Origin of the sequence: Rahnella inusitata, from assembly GCF_018288855.1 — a bacterium.
Classification (GTDB): domain Bacteria; phylum Pseudomonadota; class Gammaproteobacteria; order Enterobacterales; family Enterobacteriaceae; genus Rahnella; species Rahnella inusitata.
Genome location: NZ_CP065024.1, coordinates 3857246 through 3878772 on the forward strand (window position 1 = coordinate 3857246; position 21527 = coordinate 3878772).

25 protein-coding genes, 1 tRNA gene and 2 pseudogenes are annotated in these 21527 nt (G+C 49.4%); 7 read left to right on the forward strand and 21 right to left on the reverse strand.

Going from position 1 to position 21527, the window contains the following annotated elements; translation table 11 throughout:
* Positions 1–208 precede the first annotated feature (208 nt).
* Positions 209–1308 (forward strand): IS3 family transposase gene (locus tag I2123_RS18085; RefSeq protein WP_213051187.1). Its coding sequence is split into 2 segments (ribosomal slippage): positions 209–470 and positions 470–1308, totalling 1101 coding nucleotides; the frame shifts between segments, so codons are not numbered across the junction.
* Between the two features lie 412 nt (positions 1309–1720).
* On the opposite strand, the gene I2123_RS18090 is transcribed toward I2123_RS18085, so the two are convergent.
* The 4 genes and pseudogenes from I2123_RS18090 to I2123_RS18105 all read right to left on the reverse strand — a co-directional run bounded on the left by I2123_RS18090 (position 1721) and on the right by I2123_RS18105 (position 4557).
* Positions 1721–2895, reverse strand: a protein-coding gene (locus I2123_RS18090) for an IS3 family transposase (RefSeq protein ID WP_112169525.1) whose coding sequence is annotated in 2 segments (ribosomal slippage) — positions 1721–2637 and positions 2637–2895 — 1176 coding nt in all. Because the reading frame shifts where the segments join, the coding sequence is not laid out codon by codon here.
* Positions 2896–3302: 407 nt separating this feature from the next.
* Positions 3303–3706, reverse strand: a pseudogene (locus I2123_RS25810) (lysis protein).
* Positions 3707–3753: 47 nt separating this feature from the next.
* A pseudogene (locus I2123_RS18100) lies at positions 3754–4285 on the reverse strand (lysozyme).
* Between the two features lie 2 nt (positions 4286–4287).
* Entirely contained in the window at positions 4288–4557 is a 270-nt protein-coding gene (locus I2123_RS18105) for a phage holin (RefSeq protein ID WP_213051188.1), read from the reverse strand.
* A gap of 221 nt (positions 4558–4778) precedes the next feature.
* Between I2123_RS18105 and I2123_RS18110 the strand changes: the two genes are divergently transcribed.
* Together I2123_RS18110 and I2123_RS18115 are read left to right on the forward strand one after the other, a co-directional pair.
* On the forward strand, positions 4779–5084 hold the full coding sequence (locus I2123_RS18110; RefSeq protein ID WP_213051189.1) for a hypothetical protein: 306 nt from the start codon (positions 4779–4781) through the stop codon (positions 5082–5084).
* Positions 5085–5258: 174 nt separating this feature from the next.
* Positions 5259–5630, forward strand: a complete 372-nt coding sequence (locus I2123_RS18115; RefSeq protein ID WP_213051190.1) for a hypothetical protein — start codon at positions 5259–5261, stop codon at positions 5628–5630.
* 109 nt (positions 5631–5739) lie between these two features.
* Here I2123_RS18115 and I2123_RS18120 read toward each other — a convergent pair whose 3' ends face one another.
* The 10 genes from I2123_RS18120 to I2123_RS25740 form a co-directional block, all read right to left on the reverse strand.
* Positions 5740–6141, reverse strand: a complete 402-nt coding sequence (locus I2123_RS18120) for an antiterminator Q family protein (RefSeq protein ID WP_213051191.1) — start codon at positions 6139–6141, stop codon at positions 5740–5742.
* A 160-nt stretch (positions 6142–6301) separates the two neighbouring features.
* Positions 6302–7225 (reverse strand): hypothetical protein, encoded by a 924-nt coding sequence (locus tag I2123_RS18125; RefSeq protein WP_213051192.1) that lies wholly within the window; start codon positions 7223–7225, stop codon positions 6302–6304.
* A 53-nt stretch (positions 7226–7278) separates the two neighbouring features.
* A complete protein-coding gene (locus I2123_RS18130) occupies positions 7279–7617 on the reverse strand; it encodes a single-stranded DNA-binding protein (RefSeq protein ID WP_213051193.1) in 339 nt (112 codons plus the stop codon).
* A gap of 3 nt (positions 7618–7620) precedes the next feature.
* Positions 7621–10302, reverse strand: a complete 2682-nt coding sequence (locus tag I2123_RS18135; RefSeq protein ID WP_213051194.1) for a TOPRIM and DUF927 domain-containing protein — start codon at positions 10300–10302, stop codon at positions 7621–7623.
* The gene (locus I2123_RS18140) at positions 10302–10670 is read right to left on the reverse strand and encodes a hypothetical protein (protein ID WP_213051195.1); all 369 of its coding nucleotides are present in this window, start codon (positions 10668–10670) and stop codon (positions 10302–10304) included. Before I2123_RS18140 ends, I2123_RS18135 begins: the two co-directional genes overlap by 1 nt.
* Before the next feature lie 88 nt (positions 10671–10758).
* Positions 10759–11064, reverse strand: coding sequence for a hypothetical protein (locus I2123_RS18145; RefSeq protein ID WP_213051196.1), 306 nt, complete (start codon positions 11062–11064; stop codon positions 10759–10761).
* Positions 11061–11846 (reverse strand): ORF6N domain-containing protein, encoded by a 786-nt coding sequence (locus tag I2123_RS18150; RefSeq protein ID WP_213051197.1) that lies wholly within the window; start codon positions 11844–11846, stop codon positions 11061–11063. Before I2123_RS18150 ends, I2123_RS18145 begins: the two co-directional genes overlap by 4 nt.
* Complete coding sequence (locus tag I2123_RS18155) at positions 11839–12078, reverse strand: hypothetical protein (RefSeq protein ID WP_213051198.1); 240 nt, start codon at positions 12076–12078, stop codon at positions 11839–11841. The genes I2123_RS18150 and I2123_RS18155 overlap by 8 nt, the downstream gene beginning before the upstream one ends.
* On the reverse strand, positions 12071–12283 hold the full coding sequence (locus I2123_RS18160; protein ID WP_213051199.1) for a hypothetical protein: 213 nt from the start codon (positions 12281–12283) through the stop codon (positions 12071–12073). Before I2123_RS18160 ends, I2123_RS18155 begins: the two co-directional genes overlap by 8 nt.
* The gene (locus I2123_RS25740) at positions 12276–12788 is read right to left on the reverse strand and encodes a host cell division inhibitor Icd-like protein (protein ID WP_338053225.1); all 513 of its coding nucleotides are present in this window, start codon (positions 12786–12788) and stop codon (positions 12276–12278) included. Before I2123_RS25740 ends, I2123_RS18160 begins: the two co-directional genes overlap by 8 nt.
* Here I2123_RS25740 and I2123_RS18170 point away from each other — a divergent pair.
* Positions 12673–13005 carry a YlcI/YnfO family protein gene (locus I2123_RS18170; RefSeq protein WP_213051201.1) on the forward strand — a complete coding sequence of 111 codons (333 nt, stop codon included), beginning with the start codon at positions 12673–12675 and terminating at the stop codon, positions 13003–13005. The two genes, I2123_RS25740 and I2123_RS18170, sit on opposite strands and share 116 nt — an antisense overlap.
* 133 nt (positions 13006–13138) lie before the next feature.
* On the opposite strand, the gene I2123_RS18175 is transcribed toward I2123_RS18170, so the two are convergent.
* The 6 genes from I2123_RS18175 to I2123_RS18200 form a co-directional block, all read right to left on the reverse strand.
* Entirely contained in the window at positions 13139–13747 is a 609-nt protein-coding gene (locus I2123_RS18175; protein ID WP_420834341.1) for a Rha family transcriptional regulator, read from the reverse strand.
* Between the two features lie 102 nt (positions 13748–13849).
* The gene (locus tag I2123_RS18180) at positions 13850–14047 is read right to left on the reverse strand and encodes a helix-turn-helix transcriptional regulator (RefSeq protein ID WP_213051202.1); all 198 of its coding nucleotides are present in this window, start codon (positions 14045–14047) and stop codon (positions 13850–13852) included.
* A 167-nt stretch (positions 14048–14214) separates the two neighbouring features.
* On the reverse strand, positions 14215–14811 hold the full coding sequence (locus I2123_RS18185) for a hypothetical protein (protein ID WP_213051203.1): 597 nt from the start codon (positions 14809–14811) through the stop codon (positions 14215–14217).
* Between the two features lie 336 nt (positions 14812–15147).
* Positions 15148–16326, reverse strand: coding sequence for a tyrosine-type recombinase/integrase (locus I2123_RS18190; protein ID WP_213051204.1), 1179 nt, complete (start codon positions 16324–16326; stop codon positions 15148–15150).
* 165 nt (positions 16327–16491) lie between these two features.
* Positions 16492–16568 (reverse strand) — tRNA-Arg (locus tag I2123_RS18195).
* Between the two features lie 144 nt (positions 16569–16712).
* On the reverse strand, positions 16713–17624 hold the full coding sequence (locus I2123_RS18200; RefSeq protein ID WP_213051205.1) for an L-lactate dehydrogenase: 912 nt from the start codon (positions 17622–17624) through the stop codon (positions 16713–16715).
* 173 nt (positions 17625–17797) lie between these two features.
* Between I2123_RS18200 and folD the strand changes: the two genes are divergently transcribed.
* Together folD and ybcJ are read left to right on the forward strand one after the other, a co-directional pair.
* Positions 17798–18670 (forward strand): bifunctional methylenetetrahydrofolate dehydrogenase/methenyltetrahydrofolate cyclohydrolase FolD, encoded by an 873-nt coding sequence (gene folD, locus I2123_RS18205; protein WP_112164342.1) that lies wholly within the window; start codon positions 17798–17800, stop codon positions 18668–18670.
* A 30-nt stretch (positions 18671–18700) separates the two neighbouring features.
* Positions 18701–18922 (forward strand): ribosome-associated protein YbcJ, encoded by a 222-nt coding sequence (ybcJ, locus tag I2123_RS18210; RefSeq protein WP_112164341.1) that lies wholly within the window; start codon positions 18701–18703, stop codon positions 18920–18922.
* 80 nt (positions 18923–19002) lie between these two features.
* Here the strand turns inward: ybcJ and I2123_RS18215 are convergent, their stop codons facing one another.
* Positions 19003–20073 (reverse strand): DUF1176 domain-containing protein, encoded by a 1071-nt coding sequence (locus I2123_RS18215; RefSeq protein WP_213051206.1) that lies wholly within the window; start codon positions 20071–20073, stop codon positions 19003–19005.
* 267 nt (positions 20074–20340) lie between these two features.
* On the opposite strand from I2123_RS18215, the gene I2123_RS18220 reads away from it, so the two are divergent.
* Positions 20341–21516 carry a hypothetical protein gene (locus I2123_RS18220; protein ID WP_213051207.1) on the forward strand — a complete coding sequence of 392 codons (1176 nt, stop codon included), beginning with the start codon at positions 20341–20343 and terminating at the stop codon, positions 21514–21516.
* The last annotated feature ends 11 nt before the right edge of the window (positions 21517–21527 follow it).

Here is a 21527-nt window from a genome sequence, read left to right on the forward strand (position 1 = left end):
ACCTGCATCAGATCCACCCCACCACGACTGTCACGCTGGATGGTAGTGCTTGTTATTCTCGTCGGTTTAAGCATTTTACTGTCTCGTCTATTGACGGGAAAAAATAATATGTGGCTGTCTGTCGGTATTGATCTCCTCCCTGAAAACAGTGCCAGCCTAAACTAAAGTATCCGGTCTTTCTTTCATCTCACTGAGAGGCATATCAACCATGAAAAAGACCCGTTATACTGAAGAACAGATAGCATTCGCCCTTAAACAGGCCGAAACAGGCACTCGGGTGGAGGAAGTGTGCAGAAAGATGGGTATTTCTGAAGCCACTTTTTATAACTGGAAGAAAAAATTTGGCGGTATGGGCGTAACAGAACTGCGCCGTTTGCGGCAGCTTGAGGACGAAAACCAACGGCTTAAGCGTCTGGTGGCGGACCTCAGTCTGGATAAGGAAATGCTCCAGGATGTCATTCGAAAAAAGTTCTGAGGCCCATTCAGAAGCGTGAAGCGGTGACTTACCTGCTGGACGCCTTTCGTATCGGGCTGCGTCGTGGTTGCCGTTTAATGATGCAGAGTCGCACGGTATACCTCTATCGCAGTTGTCGTGATGACAGGGCCCTGACTCACCGGATAAGAGAAATTGCGGAGACACGGATCCGCTATGGTTGCCCGCGCATTCATATTCTTTTGCGCAGGGAAGGCTGGTTAGTCAACCACAAGAAAACCCACCGAATTTACTGTCAGGAAGGACTGAATCTGCGAGCAAAACGCCCACTCAGGCATGTTACAGCCAGGCACCGACACGCCCGTCCAGAAGTGACCGCATTAGATCAGTGCTGGAGCATGGATTTTGTTGCTGATAATCTGTTCAACGGGCGTCGGATACGTGCCCTAACTGTAGTGGATAATTTTAGTCGTGAATGCCTGGCGATCGAAGTTGGTCAGGGGCTGCGCGGAGAGGATGTGGTGGCTGTTATGGAGCGCCTGAAACAAATGCAGCACCGTATACCACACCGGTTGCAGACGGATAATGGCAGCGAATTTATCTCTAAAGCGCTTGACCGTTGGGCATACGAAAATAAGGTGACAATGGACTTCTCACGGCCCGGCAGACCGACAGATAATGCTCTGGTCGAGTCATTCAACGGGAGCCTGCGCGATGAGTGTTTGAATGTGCACTGGTTCCTGTCACTGGAAGATGCTCAGGAGAAGATCGAGCACTGGCGGCAGGAATATAACCAGTACCGGCCACATTCCTCATTAAATAACCAGACTCCGGAAGAATTTGTCCGAAGCCTGCAAACAGACCCGGATCTCTGATTTATCCTGGCATCAATATTGGGAAGGGATCAACAGACCCGGATCTCTGATTTATCCTGGCATCAATATTGGGAAGGGATCAAACAGACCCGGATCTCTGATTTATCCTGGCATCAATATTGGGAAGGGATCAGAAACGGACGTTATGACTACCGTCCTGAAGTGCAAGTAATGTTGATACCTTTGATTTTTGCCCGCCGTTAACGCGGGCTTTTTTTGCTATTCAAAAACGGGGAAATTTCTTTAATTACTAAACCATATTTCATAAGCCAAATTTTCAAGAGCTACTATTATGCTTTCGGGAGCATCACTCTCGTTCCGAAACTAAATTTTGTGATAATTCACTGGCCTTCGTTCGCGAGGGCTTTTTTACGCCCTAAAACTTCCTCATTGAGCGAACATAGTGTAGTGGTCAACAAAAACTGGCCACAGCTTTAGAGTTTTTCCAGAACAATCGTTCTGATTCATTCGGCGTCAAACCACCATTATATTGATGAGGTCTGAGCTGGCTGTAATATCCTGTGATGTAATTCGTTATTGCCGTGCTGGCTTCGCTAAAATTCGCGTAGCCATTATCCGGTACCCACTCTGTTTTCAGGCTTCTGAAGAACCGTTCCATTGGACTGTTATCCCAGCAATTTCCCCGGCGACTCAGGCTTTGCTTTATCTGATATCTCCACAGTAACTGTCTGAAATTCCTGCTGGTATAGTGACTGCCTTGATCCGAGTGATACAGTAAATTAGCCGGTTTTCCCCGTGCTTCCCAGGCCATCGACAGGGCTTTACCTGTCAGTGCGGAATCAGGGAAAAATGACATCGCCCAGCCAACCGGTTTACGGGAAAACAGATCAAGCACAATGGCTAAATAAGCCCAGCGCTTACCTGTCCAGATATAAGTCACATCACCGCACCAGACCTGATTAGGCTCTGTTACTGCAAACTGGCGTTCCAGATAATTAGGTATCTCTACGTGTTCCTTAGACGCCTTCTTATATCGATGGCCAGGCTGCTGACAGCTGATGAGATTAAGTTCTTTCATCAGCTTTGTTGCCCGCCAGCGGCTCAGTTTTACGCCTTTGGTGGTGACCATCGCGGCAATATTACGTGCACCTGCGGAACCATTACTTTCGCGATAGCTTTCACGAACAAGGCCCAGTAATGCCACGCGTGCGGCATCAGGCTTCTTTGGCTGCCGCCAGTATTTATAGCTGCTGCGATGAACCCCAAACACGTTGCACACAACGGCAACAGGAAACCGCGCCCTGAGTTTCTCAACTAATGAGAACTGTTCAGGGAGTCTGACATCAAGAGCGCGGTAGCCTTTTTTAATATATCCCTTTCCATTTCAACGCGTTGGAGTCTTTTCTTCAACTCACGTATCTCAATCTGCTCAGGTGTCATTGGTGAAGCTATGGGTGATTTCCCCCCTCGCTCTTCTTTCAACTGCCGGACCCACTTGTCCATCGTGGATTTACCGACATTCATTGCCGTGGCAGCGGCGGCAACGGTGTAATGCTGATCGAGTACAAGCTGGGCGGCTTCGAGGCGAAACTCGGGGCTAAAATTGCGTCTGTTACGTCCGGTCATAATGTCACCTGTTTTGACTATGAGGTGATGATATCACCTCTATTCAGGTGGCCAAATTCACTATGCCACTACAATATAACCTCCAATAGAAACGACCGTAGGCCAATACAACTCACTGTAGGGAAGTGCTGCTCATGTCTAACGCAGCCAGCTTTGAATAACCACCCAGTATAGAAGGGAGAAGACTCCCACCTGCAGAAGCAGGTTTATTTTCACTCACAAAAGAACAGCACCATTTGGATGCTGAAACATTACTGGAGGTTATATGAGCATTAATGAAGTCAAGGAAATCACTATCGTCATCATCCAAATAGTAAATTTAATTACCGCCTGCATTATTTTTTACAAAGAGTTTCGCAGTCTTAACCAATAAACCGGGCAATGCGAGGCTATGAAATTTTTTGCTTTTACTTCAAGCAAATGTTGCTTATGTATTCCTGTAAACCAGCTATTTGCTTTCCGGCTGTTTCGATTCGTTCTCTGAGGGTGAAATAATCCCGTTGAGCGGCGTCAGTAAGTCTGGCGCTGCCGACATCATCCACGCCGGGGGTGCCGGGGGTTTGTCCGAAGAGGGGCATCTTGCATTGAGTTGCAACCGCTTACGACCAGCAGAAACATCATCCCGCAGCATTTCAATAGTGGCTTTAGCATCTGCCAGTTCTCCAGTGTATTTCGCATCAAGGGCTGCAACATCACGCTGACGCATTTGCATGTCGTCAATAGTGTCTTGCCTCTGTTGTGCGAGAGACGCTGCTTTATCAGCCCGGGCGCTTTGCTTACTCACCTCACCGAGCAGGATATAAACAAGCATCGCCGAAAGCATAAGTTCTACGCCGACAACAATCCATGCTTTCATTGTCATCTATCCAGCCCCCAGCATGTCAGTTCGCTCTCTTGGGCACGCCTGATGACCTGACCAGCGCAGTTGTTCGCACGAATTCGGCAATCTTTCCCACCGTCCCAGATCCAGCGTTTAATCTCTGCGCATGCTCCGAGGCGATCACCAGCGTTAATTTTGCGGTAGAACGTCGAAGGGAAGCATTTCCCCGGGCCGATGTTCCACGGGCAGAAGGAAGCGATACCGACTTTCTGGGGAGGAGTAAGTGGAACGTGAATGTTTTTATCAACCCACGCCAGCGCTTTGGCTTGCTCTGCTTTGTCGATGACATCGCACTGCGCCCGCGTTAGTTTCATGCCCTTGAGTACAGGCTTTCCATTCACATAGGTCACGCCGCCGCAGATTGTCCAGACGCCGCCCTGATCAGGGTAGGCAATGAGGCTTGTGCCTTCTTTCTCCGCCTGAAATTGCCCCATCAGAGCCGGGGGCCGAGGCGCCAGCAGCAATCAGCGCCAGCATTGATGCACTGAGCTTTGTTTTCAGTTTTGCCATGCTCAGTCCTCAGTTTTCTTAAAGAGACTGCGCTTTTCAGGCGGTTGGTTGATTATCCCGGCATCCACTCCGCGCTCATAAGCTCGGGTGCGGCGCCAGTCGAAATAAGCGCCAGTGATGTAGGTGGCAATACCGATAATGAAACCGCCGACAATGGCGATCTGGTTCCAGTCTAAATGCCGTAACCAGTCACTAAAGCTGCCAGCGCAGATGAGTCCCGCTGACGTGCAGTAGGACAGACCGGAAGCGACTTTTTCTGGGATCATTTTCATTTATCCCACCTCCCATTAGTTGAATGGGCTGTGTTTAAATGGCCATAGGAAATAGAGCCGCGACCGCATGGTTTCATGAGGATGAGGTGACTGATTGGTCGGGCTCTAAATTTGGGGAAGCAGCCAAACTAGCTGACTTAAGGTAATTTTTTATTCAAGTTATTTAGTTAAATGCCGATTATCTCTGTGTATAATTACTATTCAGATAATAAGGAGATATCATGCCAACGAAACACCCCGGGATCTGTCCGCATTGCAGGGAAAAAGTCTCTCCAGTAATCATCGAAGAAAACATAATCCGTAGAGATAAATGCGAATGCCCGACATGCAAAGGAATTGTCTTTACTTGCAGAACACCAGGCTGTGATGACTACACAAAAGGAGGGAGCGCATATGATGAAGAATTGTGCCCAGCCTGCACTAAAACTCTAGCTGATGGGGCTGGAACTGTTATTTCTGCCGCTACAGGAGTACTCATAAGCGCTGCTGTTGCCGCTGCCGCTGCCAAGATGAGTAAAGACGACTAATTTTTCATTGTAGGAAGCCCCGTATATACATGGCTCTTGAACTCATCTTTGAGAAGATAATCCATAAAAGAGCTTTTAACTGATGTAATCTCATCAATTGACATTTAAAGATTTATCAAAAAAGCCATTTTGAATTTTACAAACAATTTTTTTCAATGAAATAGGAAGATATTGATGGAACAGGCCAGTACTTTTAAAGAGCTTATTAAAGCTCTGCTTGGTGGTGCAAATACAATTGAGGTACATGGAGATATAACGAAAGGTACAATAAAACTAGTCTCATCTGGAGCCGTGTCTTGGGCTATTGCATTCGGGGCTGTAAGTTTATCTTTCGCAGCTTTGGCATTAGTCCCTGCAACAGGAGGAGCTAGTTCAACAGCTGAGTTTCTGTTGGCACCCGCTGCTGTAGCAGCAATAGGATGGCCTGCAGCACTCGCAGCGCTTTCAATCACAACCTCTGCGGGTTCTTTAGCTGCACTGAAGAAACTAAGAAAGTACAAAGTTGAAGATTTCAGCGATGGGTACGCGGTACTAGTCAAAAAGTAGAGCATAAAAAGCCCCATTAGACTTCCGGGGCTCTAAAAGACCTGTTCGATAAATAACTAATTAACCACTCTTAGCAGAATAATGCCTAAAATTCGTAACGAATAGCCCTTCAAGCAACTTTTTTAAATTCGCTTTTATGTGTCCAATCATCCATTTCAAGCCTGACACCAGTCATCATGATGCAAGCATCAACAAATGTTTCGGCAATCATCAATTGGTTCCGTATTTTGCCCTCTGAACATTTCTTCCAGCGGGCGATTGTTGATTTAGAAACATCATACATGTAATGCAGCATCACCAAATCCAGCTCATCTTGTCGGCCAGCCTTACGCAGCATACCGACAGCCGTATCAACAATGCTTCCATCATTGTCACAGCAGGATGGCCGCGATCTGCCCTCTTTAGGAAGTAATGATTTAAAACCACCAGAGATGGGAGACCAATCAACCTGAGACCCTTCTTGCGAAGCCCAGACGCCCCATCGTTCCAATACCAGTTGAATGTCACGCATGAATATATCCTCTCTGGGTTTTAGGGTTGAACTGCTTCAGTGCGTTTTCGAGTTTCATCAGTCGACCACCGGGAGGCTGTTTTTGATGCATTAATTATTGCATAAAACGCAACACAATTCGATTTCATTGCGTATTTTGAAACAATAAAACAACCAGTAATTACGCAACTTCATGCATGCCTATCAGGTTGAGATACACCTCATCACTGTCCGCATTCATGTCTTGAAAACGCGGATATTTCAGGTACCACTTAAGCACGTCCAGAGCTTCACCACGGGTAAGCGGTTTTATCGTTTCTAAAAGACCGTCAAGATAACGCTCCCGATCCCAAAGGTGGGTATCCTCATATAAGTTCTCATCTGGGTATAGCTCTTTGTAAGCGCTGCTTCGCATCGAGTACAGCCAATCCCAATACAGGATCTCCCTTACGACATCACTTAAAGTGAATGGCTCGGGCAACACATCTGTAAAAACAAATTCACCCGGCCCTTTCTTCATATAATCGCAATAAATATCCTGATATTTACCGTATACCGCCTCAATACGCACCTCTGCTCCCACAGGTTCAAAAGCTGTTTGAAGGCTGCCAAAAATCCCCCGAACTGAACCCGCTTTGATATATTGCTCCTTAGACGCATCAATATAATGCTGCGGGTTGTCCATCCACATAGTTGAAAATATGGCAGTCCACCCCGCACCACCCTGTTGCAGGTATCGGCTATAAGTCTCCTGCGCCTGCTTCGGTGTGATGGTCAGTTTTTTAAGCGCATCCTCTCCTACGGCAATATGGGCAGGCTCGCCAGTCTTGATCACTTCCAGTACCCACAGATAAGCATCGGTTTGTTTGTCGCCAGTGACAGAACGCTGAGGCGGCAACGGTTTAGGGATCGCGAGGGCTGTAATGTATTTCTGTTCCGCAATAGTAAAGAGCACCCTGTGTTTAGGATTGTCCCGAAACAGCCCTGAACGGCGACAGGTCGTTTTTACCGTATTGACATTGATACCGGTGAGTTTAGAAATCGTTTTGTAGCCCTTCCCTTGGCGCTTGAGGCGCAGGACTTCGTCTTTCTGCTCTTGAGTCATTTGCACACCCTGTATTCAGATGGTTAAAGGCGGCACTCAGGCCGCCATCTTAATTACGGACGCTTAACGCCGCTGCGCACCGTTCTGGCGCTAATAACGGAATCGGCCAGCACCTGATACCCGGTATTCAACTGACCATCACTGCCAGTCCACTGGCTGATGTTCATCGAACCTGAAACGCTGATAAGGTCGCCTTTGCTGTGTTTTGCCAGGAAGTCAGCCTGCTTTCCGAAAGCTGTAACGGCCAGCCAGAAAGTTAACTGTCCGTCTTCCGCATCACGACACGGTAGCGCGACTGCCATTCGTCCGAGCGCCATCGATGAGCCACCGCTGGTTGTCTTGGTCTGGATATCTGCCACCAGTCGGCCATGTGCTGCAATATGTGCTGTCATGAGTTATTCCTCGGCATCATCTGGCATCATAAGAACCACGAAGCGCGGCTGCTTCCCGTCAATTCTGAGAGTCTTTTTGCTTATTCCTTTGGCAGGTTTATCCAGCATTCCGGCCTCAGCCAGCACCTGAGCAAAGGCAACTGGGTTAGCACCCGCAGCGATTTCGTCACGAAATACAGAGGGGTATGTGTGGAAGACAAGGGTTTCAAATCCATCCTTTTTCTCCCGATAACCAGCAAGTTTAGGGATCGGTAAATCACGAGGGTCAGTGTGGGGATGAGGTAAGTAGCGGCTGTAGCCAAATTGCTGTAGGAATGCCACAGCCTGTTCTACCCATGCTTTATTCTCACGGTTGCCCATGCCAAACTCATTTACCCAAGCGTTAAAGCTATGCTGCAGAGCGTCACGACTTTCCTGCTCGCTCCATCCGGTGAGTTGCTGGGAAAGTAACAAGGCACCTTCAAGAACGGCAAAACGTGAAGCAACGCGCCGCACCTGTTCGCTGGCTTCCTCAGGCAGCAGCCCCAACCACCGGCGCTCGGCAGTGCGGACAGTATCGACAGCAGGCTTTTTCTGGCTCGCAAGTTGGTTGATCCACGCCCGCCCGACGGCGCCATAGTTCTGCTTACAGGCGTCACGCATCGCATCAGCGTGAGTTTTACCATCGGCGTAACCGTGATATTCCGTTGCTTTGGTGATTGGCACGTTCAGCAGGCGCACCAGCTGACCTGCATTAATCTTGCCGCCATCAGCGCGGATGTAGCTTTCCATATCGATTTCGCCAGTACTGAACGCCATCGCGCGCCAGCGTTTCACATCACGGTTGCCACCTTCTTTGGCACCCTGAATTTTCCCGACGCCGTTGAAAAGTGCGTAAGCGGCATCAGCAACAGCCCGGCGATTGCTACCCTGCCCAATTTCATCCAGCGGCATAAAACCATCGTTATGCGCCGCCGCCTCGTTCACCAGCCCCAGCGCCGTCGAGTACCACGTCAGCTTGAGCGCATCAGGCTCACCATAAACAGTGCTGGCGGCATTACCTGTCGTGGTTTTACCCGCCGATGAACCACCAAACAGGTGAACACCAAACCCATCAGCGCCAGCAATACCAATCAGTGGTGCCGCCAGCGCACAGGCGATACCCAACATCATGGAAGGATTGCCCTGTGCGAGTTTCGCAACACTATCGCGCCAACTATCCACCGTTCCTTTAACCGTATATCCCCGCGCAGCGGCAGAACGCCCGTTGAACAGAACCGGTTTCTCAGGACATCCCAACACCTCACCGTCGGGCATGATATAAGCGCCGCACTGCCACCCGCTGGCGCTGGCAATTGCCCACATCTCACGCTTACCGCTGCGCTGTAAGTGGTCGGCAAGAATGGCCTTCAATCCGCTTTTAGAAGTAATGAGCATTCCACCAGCTTTGAGCTTGGCCCATCCTTCGCGCTCACCGATATCACGCAGCGGAATAGCCTCAGTCCGCTGCGTATTACTGCCCTCTGGCGTCCAGGCAAGAATGAGGTAACGCTCTGCATCATCTTCTCCGACTCCGACAACTTCCACGTAAGAGGAAAGCCACGCTTCTTTCTCGTTCACCTCGCCGCTGTCTTTATCCAGTTTCGGTTCAATCCAGTACAAACCACCGCGGCGACCATCGACATAAGGCTTGAGGTCATCTTTGGCTGTACGTTTTCCACCTTCGATGACGGTCAGCAATACTTTCTCGCTTCCACTCTCAGGTTGATACAGGCCGCTGATAAAAGCCTGCTTGGCGGCTTCAAGCCCATGTTGTTGGCGATGATCATCCCAATCGGCTTTAATTTCACCCGGTGGCAAAGTCACCCAACCGTTGATTGCGAGAGCCGCCTTTTCTGCTGACAGTTTGCCGGTATTCACTTTCGGTTTACCCTGCTCATCAACCTCACCGGGCTCATGCCAGTCGTTATCCCCGGCAATAATGATCCGAGCTTCTGGGTATTTTTCACGGAACAACTGCGCGACCGGCAACAAATTACCGGCGTCAATCGATGCAACAAAAAGTGCATCCAGCATCAGCAATCCGGTCGTAGCGCTGGTGGCGTAACCTTCAGTGATCACCACCGATTCAACCTGCTCAGGAAGTGGCAAAGGTGCGACAAAAGACCCTTTCTTTTTGGTTCCTGCCAGCAGTCTCTTTTCTCCAGACGGCTTGATAATCTGTGCACCAGTCACGGCACCGTGCATATCGCGAAGCAGGATCACCATCGAGCCATCATCTAAAAGGGCATCGAAGGGGCTTGGAAGCCCCTTTTTAGCGAGGTAATGTGACTCGCCGCGGGAACAGTCTTTAAGCAGTTTTGTCACTTTTGCAGTGACATCAGTTGTCACCGTTTTAGTGACGACGGGCACGGTTCGCATAGGCAATGAAAGAACTTCAGCTACCATCACCGCCGCTTCAGATGCAGAACAGGTCTTCGCCTTTGTGATTAGATCCAGACCATCACCGGCGCCACATTGGTTACAGAAATGCGTACCCCTTCCTTCCTGATCATCAAACCGGAATCGGTCTTTGCCCCCACAGGCTGGGCACGGCCCATGAACACCCGCTGTTCGTGGGACATTAATGCCCAATGACTCATAAATCTCTCTCCAGCGACCAGAGGTTGAACGTATTACATCGCGTATAATTACGTTGGCTGTCATTAATACATCTCCAGACCGAGAGAATTATTTTTAGGATGCGTCAGGGCTATTTCCACGGCATTGCTCATAATGTCCGCCATAAACTCAATGCCCTCCTGCGTCAGCTTGCTATTGTCTTTACTCAACATGCCGGAATAGGTTGAAGTCAGGAGTTCAATGCTGCTAGCCTGTCCGTACTCTTTATTGCACTGTGCTTCAAAACAGTCCTTCAGGCAGCGGCACACAGCGTCGGTGCTCAGTTCACCGAGGATCACCTGCTTACGTTTTATCTTCACTGTGCACACAGGGTGTCCGCCGCTGAGGCGCTTGCAATACTCTAAAAATGCTCCGGCGATGCGATTACGATTTAATTCAAGAGAGTTATTCATATATGCTCCTTCCCGAATTCAGGCCGAGGGGATCCCCCGACCAGAGTCGGTAATAAATTTATTGAGAGTGGCTAATTAATATTTTGCGTTAGCGTTTCTTTTTCTGCTCTCGCTCCTTGATATTAAAATCTGCCTCTTCTGCATTAAATTTCAACGCTGCGGTAATACCGGGAACATACATCAACATTTCACCCAGTGCGTGTAAGTCAGAACGCGCCATGTCATCGCTATAGTTCTTATTGTCACAAGCCCAAAACGCGATATTGCCAATGGCCCCCAAACCAGAAATCAAGCCTTCATAAGCCGCTTCTGAGTGCATGCGAATATTCTTCAGTGATTCGGTTTCTTCTTTGTGCATGTCACTGCGGCCTAAAATATTCTCGATATGACTCATGCCTCACCCCCGAACAAGTTACGCAGATCCACACCATGCTCAGCTAACCAGGCTTCGCGAGGCCAAGATTTCACAAAACCAAACTGCTGATCAGGCACTTCACTCGGAGAAATTCCATTTTCTTTGCACCATTTTCTGAGCGGCCGCCATGGGTATTCGATATCAGTGATTTTCTTCACCGCTTTTACTGTGGCATGTTTCTCGTGCTCGCCCAGACGTTCAGCAAGTTGCTTCGATTTGCGCACAGCTGCTGAAGCTGAAGCCATAGCTGTCGCTTCCCGCCGGCTACCAATCTCGGCTTTTGTTCGCTCAGCTTCATCGGCACGCTCTTTCTCGACCAGCCGCCCCTGTTCAGAGTCGATCGCCATCTGGAGGATTTCGAGACGACTGAGATCGGTTGGTAATGACAACTGCTCACGGCGGCTAAAGTAGAACTCGGTCAGATCGTTGTAGTAATCCCACGCCTGATCGGTTTCAAGCATTTTCGAATGGTTGGCCGCACCGCGCTCAGTCCAAAGCTTCAGGCGTGGGGTGCGCTTATCGACTACCCCTCTTAAAGAGGGTAAGTTCTTCAAAGTCTGAAGTTCCTCGCCTTCAACATCGAAATAATGTTTACCCTCGATAAAGCGATTTTGGTTTCGTGAGAAGTTATTGTTGATCATCTTCTCCGTTGCCCCATACCCAGCGGCCAACTGCTCGGTGGTCACCACACGCTGACCGCGATACTCGATAACCTGCAAGTCTTTGGCGTTCACGAGCGCCAGTTCAGTTTTCTTAGCCATTAGTAACCTCCCCGTCTTCCAACATATCAGCTAAGTCTTTGGCTCGTTCTGCGGCAACCGACAGTAAAGCCTCAATCCAGTGATTGGTGCTGCTATCGTTGTTGATTGCTAACTGGTGCGCACATGCCAACAGTTCAGCGGTCATGATTGCGTAGAGCTGAGGATCCGTTGGGACGTCGTAAGTTTTACGCTCCATTTTTCCAGCAGCTCGTTTTGCAGAAAGATTACGCATTGGCTGGCTCTCCTTTAGCAAAGTCATGGGCATCGTTGGCTTTTTTAATGACGACCAGCGCCAGTTCCATCAACTCGATACCAAGCGCATGAGTTTCATCGTGACCAACTAGGAACATGGCTGTGTCCAGATAAGACGAGATGCGATTCATGTTATCCAAGAGATCGAGGTGCAAAGGTGCTAAAGGCGTTTTGGTTTTAGACATTGCACACCCCCTGTGCAGACAGGCGAGCAGACAAAGAGAGGATGTGGAACGGTGCAAGAACCCGACGAGCATCGTGCTCAGTTAGTGCTTCAACCGAAATGCGACAAGGTTTTGCGCTCATATCTGAGCGATTTAGGGCAAGAAATCGCCAAAGGTATTTTTTCTCGGGGCGAGTTTGGGTACTATGTTGTAATGCCATAGTGTAAGTCTCCGTTACATTGTGGATAGGCGCCCTCTTAGTGTTCGAGCACTGGAGGGCGTTGTCATTTGTGGACAATAGCAAATCAAACGTGTGATTCAATTTAAATTCAAGTGAATCACAGGTCAAGCCTTTTATGTGATTCTTTTCCATGTATAATGAATCACACTTAAATAAGAGAGGTTTGGTGATGGCTTCGAATACGATAAACAGCAAGTCGAAACAGATTTCAATCCGCATCCCCCATGAGGTGATCGAAGAAATGGAACTAGTCAAAGAATTCGACGAAACATCTGGCTCTTTCATCACTAATGCAATGCAGAATGAAATAGCTCGACGCCTGCTCAAAGAAAGCGTTGAAGATAAATTACTGTCCAACTTAGATGAAGCTTTGACCGCGCTGACCAAAATCGAGGAAATCGGAGCCAGAGCTGGCGCAGATATACGTGCAATGGTCGATATTGCGCATGTCGAGCTAGAACGGCGGCAATGCAAGAAAGCTAAGGAATCGTCAGAAGACTGACCTACGAAATTTTTGTAGGTTGAGATATTAACTACGAAACTTTCGTAGTTGGCTGAGTAAATTCCCCAAAAGGCAGCGCTGCGAACACTGCCTTTTTCTTTGCGTAAACTTGCTACGCGGTTAAGAGTGGCCATTAGTAAGACTCCCCCACCTTGCCGCTACCGATAAAATCCAGATTAATTTGCCCCAGACTATCAACCAGTTTCTCGGCTTTATCCAACAATACTAAATCGTCCTGGCGCTTGCGGAGACGGCGTCCTGCGTCACTTGAATCATCATCTGAGTGTTTACGCGCGCCAGCAACAATATCCTGCAGTTCCTGCACGGTGTAGTTGAGATAGCCATGTGATTGGCGATCCAATTCCTCCATGTAGTCGTACACTTTGGCCTGTAACTCGTAGCTGTAACTCATAGCCATCAGACAGGCTTCACGTTTAGGGAAGCGGAAGCACGGATAAGTACGTCCTTTCTCATCTATATGATCTCCAGAAAATTTTGGAGATTGGTTTTCGCCCAATACTTTCGGCACTTTCTGCATCAAGCTGTCATGCCGCAACTTGCGATACTTCTTGCAAGGAAAGGAAAACCCTTCAGCTTCTGACTTCGATTGGCGGTCGGCATTGATATAATCAACCATTTCCATGCTGCTCATAGTTGGTTCAGCTACATGTGTAAATTCGTCAGCGCCGAATTCTGGGTGAGTTTGGGCTGCCCCATGAAGGGGAATATTTTTCAGTTTCATTGGTTATTCTCCGTTTAAGCTTTTAGTAGCTGTCGCGACGGCATCTAGATGATGAACGAATCGAGTCGCAAACTCTCGCAAGTAATGAACACCCGGTATTTATCAGGCGACACCCTTGCGGGATTCTGCAATGCGCTGGTTGATCCATTCGTCAATTTCGCTTTCAACGAAGGCAATGGAGCGAATTCCAATTTTAATTGGTTTAGGGAATTGATTTTGAGAGATTAATTTATAGATCCATGCCTTGCCGTATCCGCAGCGACGCTGAACCTCTGAAAGCCTAATTAACGACTGAGACATATCTACCCCTATGTGTGTTGTTATCCGTTGATGGACGTTGTACATAGGGTGAGTTTAGATAAATCTAATATATATTCTGCAATTTAAACCCCTTAATAAACTCACAAAGAGGTATTTGAGTATAGAAACCGGTTATTGTATGTTGAATGGTTTCTATACAAGTTAGTTTACTTTTTTTTCGAGCCGGGCCTAAGACCAGATGTCCTCAGCCAGCCTTTTATAGCTGAAATAGATGGGGCATCTGTATATTTTTCACTTAACTTTGCATAAATGAAATTTGTAACGTTATCTTGAGACTTCGTTGGATAATTCTCCCATTCATTTTTAGCAATCTCGAGTGCTTCAGGTTTTCTAGTATGTTCAGGTCTTCCCCCCATACCACCAATTAATACTGGCGCTTTGCTTAATAAATTAGCATGTATTAAAGATGAAAAAAAAGTACTCAAATGAGTCCTAGCCTCATGCTCTCTTCTTTTAGCAACGGCTAATACAAATAGTATAAGGACAGGGAGGTATATTTCCTCTGATATTGAAAACTCATTACACAAATCTTTCGCAGATGCATAGATTCTTTTCTCTATATCAGTATACTCACGATCTTTTGAGAGAATTTGTTCTGCATCTACTGCAGCTAACTCTTCTGAGTCGGAGAATTCTTCAGTGTCCATATCCTTAAAAGTTTCTCTCAAAAATTCATCAACATTGAATCTAGTTGAAAGTGAATCCTCTATTTCCTTATTAGTAATAAGTATTTTTTTATTCATATTGCCACCTCATTAATTTAATTTTCGAAAGGTGTAATATTTACCAATTTACCCATCGTAAATTTTTTTGTGTCTCTTGGGGTCTACTATAAAACACCACTGTATACTCGTCCAGCATTCAGCCACGGTTATGCGAGCAACATGGCCGTTTGAGCAATGACACAACAAGGTAGGTTCAAATGGTCGAAAGTCGGTTCACGGTCGGTTCAAAATCTCAATAAAATATCTTATAAATCATTAAATTAAAATATTGAACCTACTGAACCGACTGAACCTACCTACTTTTCTCTCATGTGAGAGAGCTGTATAAATGAATCTCTTTTCTGGCTGGCTGCCCTACGAACGTTCCAGTGCGTCCATGTAATCGGCATACCACTGCAGCATCTCTCTACGAGCCTCAAGGTACTGCGCATGGTTATAGGTGCCCCTGATGCTGTTCTTATCGACGTGAGCGAGCTGGAGTTCGATCCAGGCAGTGTTATAGCCCTGTTCGTGCAGAATGGTGCTCATGGAGTGACGGAAACCGTGACCAGTAGCTTTGCCACGATAGCCGATGCGTTTAATCACCTGGTTAATACTGGCTTCACTCATCGGCTTAAGGCTGTCATTGCGCCCGGGGAAAACTAATTTAAACCGACCGGTGATGTCTTGAATTTCTAGCAGGAGTTCTTTTACTTGCTTCGAAAGCGGAACCAGATGCGGCCGCTTCATCTTCATTCTAGATGCTGGTACTTCCCAGATATCGTTCTGGAGATCGAACTCAGCCCATTCGGCAGCGCGTAATTCAATAGTACGGACGCCGGTCAGAAGAAGCAGCTTAGTAGCCCTTAGTGTGATTTGACTGCCGGGGTATTCATTGAGTGATCGGAGAAAATCAGGGAGCTCTGAGGCTAATAGATGGGGATAGTGCTGATGTTTTTGGACAGCTAATGCACCAGCTAGATCACCAGCAGGATTATTTTCTGCCCTGCCAGTCACGATGGCATATCTGAAGGTCTGACTGCATGCCTGACGGATCTTGCGCATTTTGTCTAAAACACCACGCTTTTCTAACTTACGCAGCGCATCGAGGACTTCAAGCGGCTTGATTTCAGCTACAGGACGTTTTCCGACATAAGGGAAGATATCGTTCTCGAAGGATTCCATGAGGTCCTCAGAGTAACCTTTAGACCAGTTCGGTTTTTTATAGGCGTGCCATTCCCTGGCTAGGGATTCAAAGGTGTTTTCAACGCTAACCTTTCTCGACTGTTTCTCAGCCTGTTTTTCCTGCCCCGGATCACCGCCGGCAGCTAGGGTTCGTTTAGCCTCATCACGTTTTGATCTCGCAGCAGCCAGAGGAACGTCTGGATAAACTCCAATGGAAAGCAGTTTCTCTTTTCCGTTTATCCGGTATTTGAGGCGCCAATAGCGTGACCCGTTAGTATTGACCAAGAGGTACAGGCCACCGCCATCACTGAGCTTGTAAGGTTTATCTTTAGGCTTGGCAGTATCGACCTGACGGGCGTTGAGTTTCAATTGGGGGTATCTCACTTCATTGAACCTGAGGATACCCCCATTTATACCCCCATTTACATGTTGATTTCAATGGATGGCAATAGACGTTGAGATAATGGGATATGGCTGAAAGCCTTGGTACTAGAGGGATTAGTGGACTTTGGGAGACGTTAAAATAAGTAATGGTGGTACGCCCTACAGGGCTCGAACCTGTGACCTACGGCTTAGAAGGCCGTTGCTCTATCCAACTGAGCTAAGGGCGCATTGCTGTCCCGATTCGGGAGCGTTGCGGGTTCGGATTATACGGGCAGACCGGGTTGAGTCAATGGCTTTCGATCTCTCTGCTTAATGCGTGAACAATTTGACGTTCTTCCCGGCTGCCCTGCGGCAGGATGTGGGTGTGTACTTTATTTCTCTGACTTAAGCGCCGCAGCAATTACGCGTGCCGAGGCATGATAGGCCACGCCTTCGTAGGCGGTCAGCTCCGGTTGCAGGGTCTGCACGATGCCGTGCTTGCCGATAACCGCAGGCTGGCCGATATAAACGTTCAGGGCTTCATCCCAAGCAGAAACCGGATACACGCTGTGCGCATCGGACAAAATCGCGTCCACCAGACGTGCCGTCGCGGTAGCGATGCCGAAGCTGGTCCAGCCTTTGCCTTGCAGAATTTCCCAGCCGCCGCCACGCACGGCGTCATTCATTTTAGCCCAATCTACGTCACGGTTGCCCGCCACCTCGGAGACCGGACGCCCGCCGAGCGTGACGGTGCTCCAGGCGACAAACTGTGATTCGCCGTGTTCGCCCATCACGTAGCCGGTGACGCTTTTCGGGTCGATATCGAAGAACTCGCCGACAACGCGTTTCATGCGCGCGGTGTCAAGCGACGTGCCGGTGCCGAAGACCTGAGAATGCAGGAAACCGCTGGTCTGCTGAATAATCTGAGTGATGACGTCGCACGGATTGGTGATATTGACGATAACACCCCCAAAGCCGCTGCCGATCACGCGGGGAATGATGTCACGCACCGCGGCGCGGGTCTCTGCTAACTCTTCGAGGCGGTCTTCACGGAGTAACGTTTTTGGGCCAACGGCAATCACCAGCACGTTGGCGTCTTGCAACTCGCTGTAATCATTGGCGATTACTTTCACGCGCGAGGCGGTCAGCGAAGCCATGTCACGCAACTCCAGCGCCTGACTGGCGGCTTTCCTCTCATCTTCATCCAGCAGAACAATCACGTCGCACAAACCCTGTGTGACCAAAGAAAATGCAACGTCTGCGCCCACGTGGCCTGCGCCGATAATCCCTACTTTACGTGTCATTGTTTCCCTTCCTTATGATTCAAAAAGCCCTGTTTCTAAAATAGACACTTTTAAGGAGACTGTCTCAGTGAATCTTCAGCAAAGTTATTCGCATTCAACGCCTGACAGCGCCCGCCGCTTCTGACAAAATAGGCGCATCCCCTGCATTTATTAATTGATGGATTTACTCCCTGATGGCAGCAAAGATTATTGACGGTAAAACGATTGCGCAGCAAGTCAGAAACGAAGTTGCAGCGCGTGTTCAACAACGACTGGCGGAAGGTAAACGCGCCCCTGGCCTGGCCGTGGTGCTGGTGGGTGAAAATCCTGCTTCGCAGATTTATGTCGCCAGCAAACGCCGCTCGTGCGAAGAAGTCGGGTTTATCTCCCGCTCGTATGATTTGCCTGCCACCACCACGGAAGGCGAACTGCTCAAACTCATCGACCAACTGAATAACGACGGCGAAATCGACGGTATTTTAGTACAGCTTCCGCTGCCAGCAGGTATCGATAACATCAAGGTTTTGGAAAGCATTCATCCGGATAAAGACGTCGACGGGTTCCATCCTTATAACGTTGGCCGTCTGTGTCAGCGTGCGCCTACCCTGCGCCCTTGCACACCGCGTGGCATCGTTACCCTGCTCGAACGCTACGGCATTGATACCTTCGGGCTGAATGCGGTGGTGATTGGCGCATCCAACATTGTGGGCCGTCCGATGAGCATGGAGCTGCTGCTGGCCGGTTGTACGACGACCGTAACGCACCGCTTCACCAAAAATCTGCGTCATCACGTCGAAAACGCCGATCTGGTGGTAGTAGCCGTCGGTAAACCGGGCTTTATTCCGGGTGAATGGATTAAACCGGGCGCGATTGTTATTGATGTCGGTATTAACCGTCTGGAAAGTGGTAAAGTTGTCGGCGATGTGGAATATGATGCCGCCGCTGAGCGCGCTTCCTTTATCACACCGGTGCCGGGCGGAGTTGGCCCGATGACGGTCGCGACGCTGATTCAAAATACCTTGCAGGCGTGTGAGGAATATCACGACATCAGCGCCACTAAGTCTTAATTCATTCGTACCAAACAAAGTCAGGAATACATGGAAACTTTTTTTCTCGAAAAGCACCCGCACGTTGAACTCTGCGACCTGCTCAAATTTATGGGCTGGTGTGACAGCGGCGGTAGCGCGAAATCCGTCATTAGCGAAGGCCAGGTAAAGGTCAACGGTAAAGTCGAAACCCGCAGACGCTGCAAAATTGTTGCCGACCAGCAGGTCGAATTTGCCAGCAACACGGTCGTCGTTAAAGCGTCTGCTGAATAATCTTCACAGCACTTTAAGATAGAAAAGAAAATGCCCTGAAAGCGTCATGCTTGCAGGGCATTTTTGTGACCTGAAGAAAGTTACGGATTCTGAGTGACCCACAGTACCGGCCATTCCCCGCCGATGCTGTAGCCATCGCAGGCCGGTTCGGAGGCGAACGCCGCCAGCCTGAACGCTTTACCGTCAAACACCCAGCGCGAAGATACGCCACAGTCGCCAATCCCGCGCCCTTTATCGTAAGTCGACAGCATGCCGGTTTTTGGGTCGAAATCCGCGTTAATCAGCTCGGGTGACTGTTCGTCGTCGCCCAGTTTGAACGGCATATTGAGCGTCAGGTTCTCCATTTTGTAAGGAGCCTGTCGTGACACCAGGAATCCCAATGCGAACAGGTTATAGGCCCCCATATCGCAGTTAACGGTCATCAGCGCTTTATCATTGCTGAGGGCGAAAATATGCACTTCGCGTTCGGAAGGATCGAGGCTGCAATCGTTGTTCTCGATGGTGGTCGCGGCGTTCTGCGTTATGGCGGAGATCTCCGACTCGGAGAGCGCGTGCGGTTCGCTAAAGCGCGGCAACACCGGCGCAACCGGGGCGGGCGGCACGGTGCTCACCGGCTTGTTGCCACGGTTTGCCCAGGCGGTTTTAGTGCCGACGCGGCCCTGCCGATCGTCAATGACCAGCAAAGCGGCTTTCAGGCCTTTGAGCGAAATCATCGGCCTGACCGGTTGCGCGGGATCGGCTTTGCCAGCCAGCTGAATGCTGCTGCCTTCGCGAATTGCGGCGATGAAGTCGTTGACCACCAGACGGTTACTGCTGGAGAGGTGTTTTTTACTGACATCCCATTCGCGGTGATTAAAACTGAGCGTTTTACCGTTCATCTGTAACCGGTTAGCCATCGGCGCGTCGGCGCTTTGCTCATCGCTGTTGCGCTGGTAATCAATACTGATTGTCGATTTGCCTTCCGGCCCGGCTTCGCGGGTGATTTTCATCACCAGCTCCTGCCCGTCCTGACTGTTGCGCGCGGCGCAGTGGTTCAGGTTGTCGCAGCTTACCTGCCAGTCGTTGTACATGGCCTGCATTGGCTCGGCCTGGGCGCTAAAGGCCAGCACTCCGGCCAGCAGGCATAAAGGGGCGGTTATCCATCTGCTCATTATGAGGTTCAGCTCTTCTCGAAGTTATCTTCCTGATAATAGCGTAACCTCACCAGTGAGACTGCTAACAAAGCAGCATTTTTTTATTCGAAATTAGAAAGAGATACCTCGGCCGGTTGGTTTTTGAGTCACGCATAATTTTTAACAATAAAGAAATCCCGTCATGGTGGCGTAACAAAACTTTCAGTACACTGGCTTTCGCACGCCGTTGCCTATAACAAAAAATAATGGCGTAAAGGATGATGTTCATTTCTCCGGGAGAAACAGATGAAGTTGTGGATTTGGTTGATAGCCCTGCTGGCATTGCCTGCGCTGGCGGAAGAGCCGCCGGTGGTCTACTCCGGCACGCTGGGTAAAACCGCTATTGTCGTCGAGCTGGACTTAAATAAACCCGATGAAGTCACGGGTCGCTACTTTTATCAGAAATACCGTCTGGACCTGCCGTTAAACGGCGCACTGGACGGTCAGGAACTCAAACTTCAGGAAGGGCTGGATGATTTTGACGATACGCCGCGCCCTGAGCTTTCACTGACCAAAGATGAAAAAGGCGGCTGGCAAGGGAGCTGGACCAATCCGCAGGGCAAAACGCTGCCGGTAAAACTGCAACCGGCGCAAATCCCCGCCTCACCGGCGGATGATGCCTGGCTGGCTACCCTGGCCCACACCGAGCCTTATGAGTTTTTACGCCTTTCCGGGCTGCAGCTGACCGCCGGTAAAAGCGAAAACTTCATGGGCTATCAGTTGCAGTGGTGGACTGAGCCGCAATCCAAAATCACACTGTTTGAAATTGCCTCGGGTTATCCGGAATCTGAACTGCACGCGATCAACCAAAAGCTGCGCGCCCGCCTGTGGCAGGAAGTCAGCGGCTGGCATGCGTGTATGCTGGGCGCCAGCCGGTTCGGCAAAGGTGAATATCTACAGACCGTGACGCCGAAATTCCTGAGCAATGACGTGGTCAGCATCAGTATTTTCACGTCTTACGACTGTGGCGGTGCGCATCCAGATTTTGGTGAAGCGCCGGTGAATATGAATGCTAAAACCGCCGAATCGCTGACGCTGGAAGATGTGATCTGGGTCGGAGAAGGTGCGCCGTTCCATTATCTCAATGCCGAAGACGGCGTCTCAACCGGCAAAAATGATGTGGATTTTGATACGTTCGCCGAGTACCGCGACAAGAAATGGGCACCGTGGCTGGTGAAACAGCTGACCGAGGCCTATCCGCAGGAAATGAAGAAACCGACCGAAGAGAGTGATGACGATTGTGATTACTCCCAGCCGGAGATCTGGCAGTTCCCCGCGTGGTATTTCACGCCGAAGGGGCTGTATTTTGATCCGTCATTCCCCCGCGTTCTGCGATCCTGCGAAGGTCCGGAATGGTCGGTTCTGCCATGGTCAGCCATCAAAAGCCATGCAGTCAGCGCGCCGGTCGCAGCGGCTCAGTAAACGTTTATCCC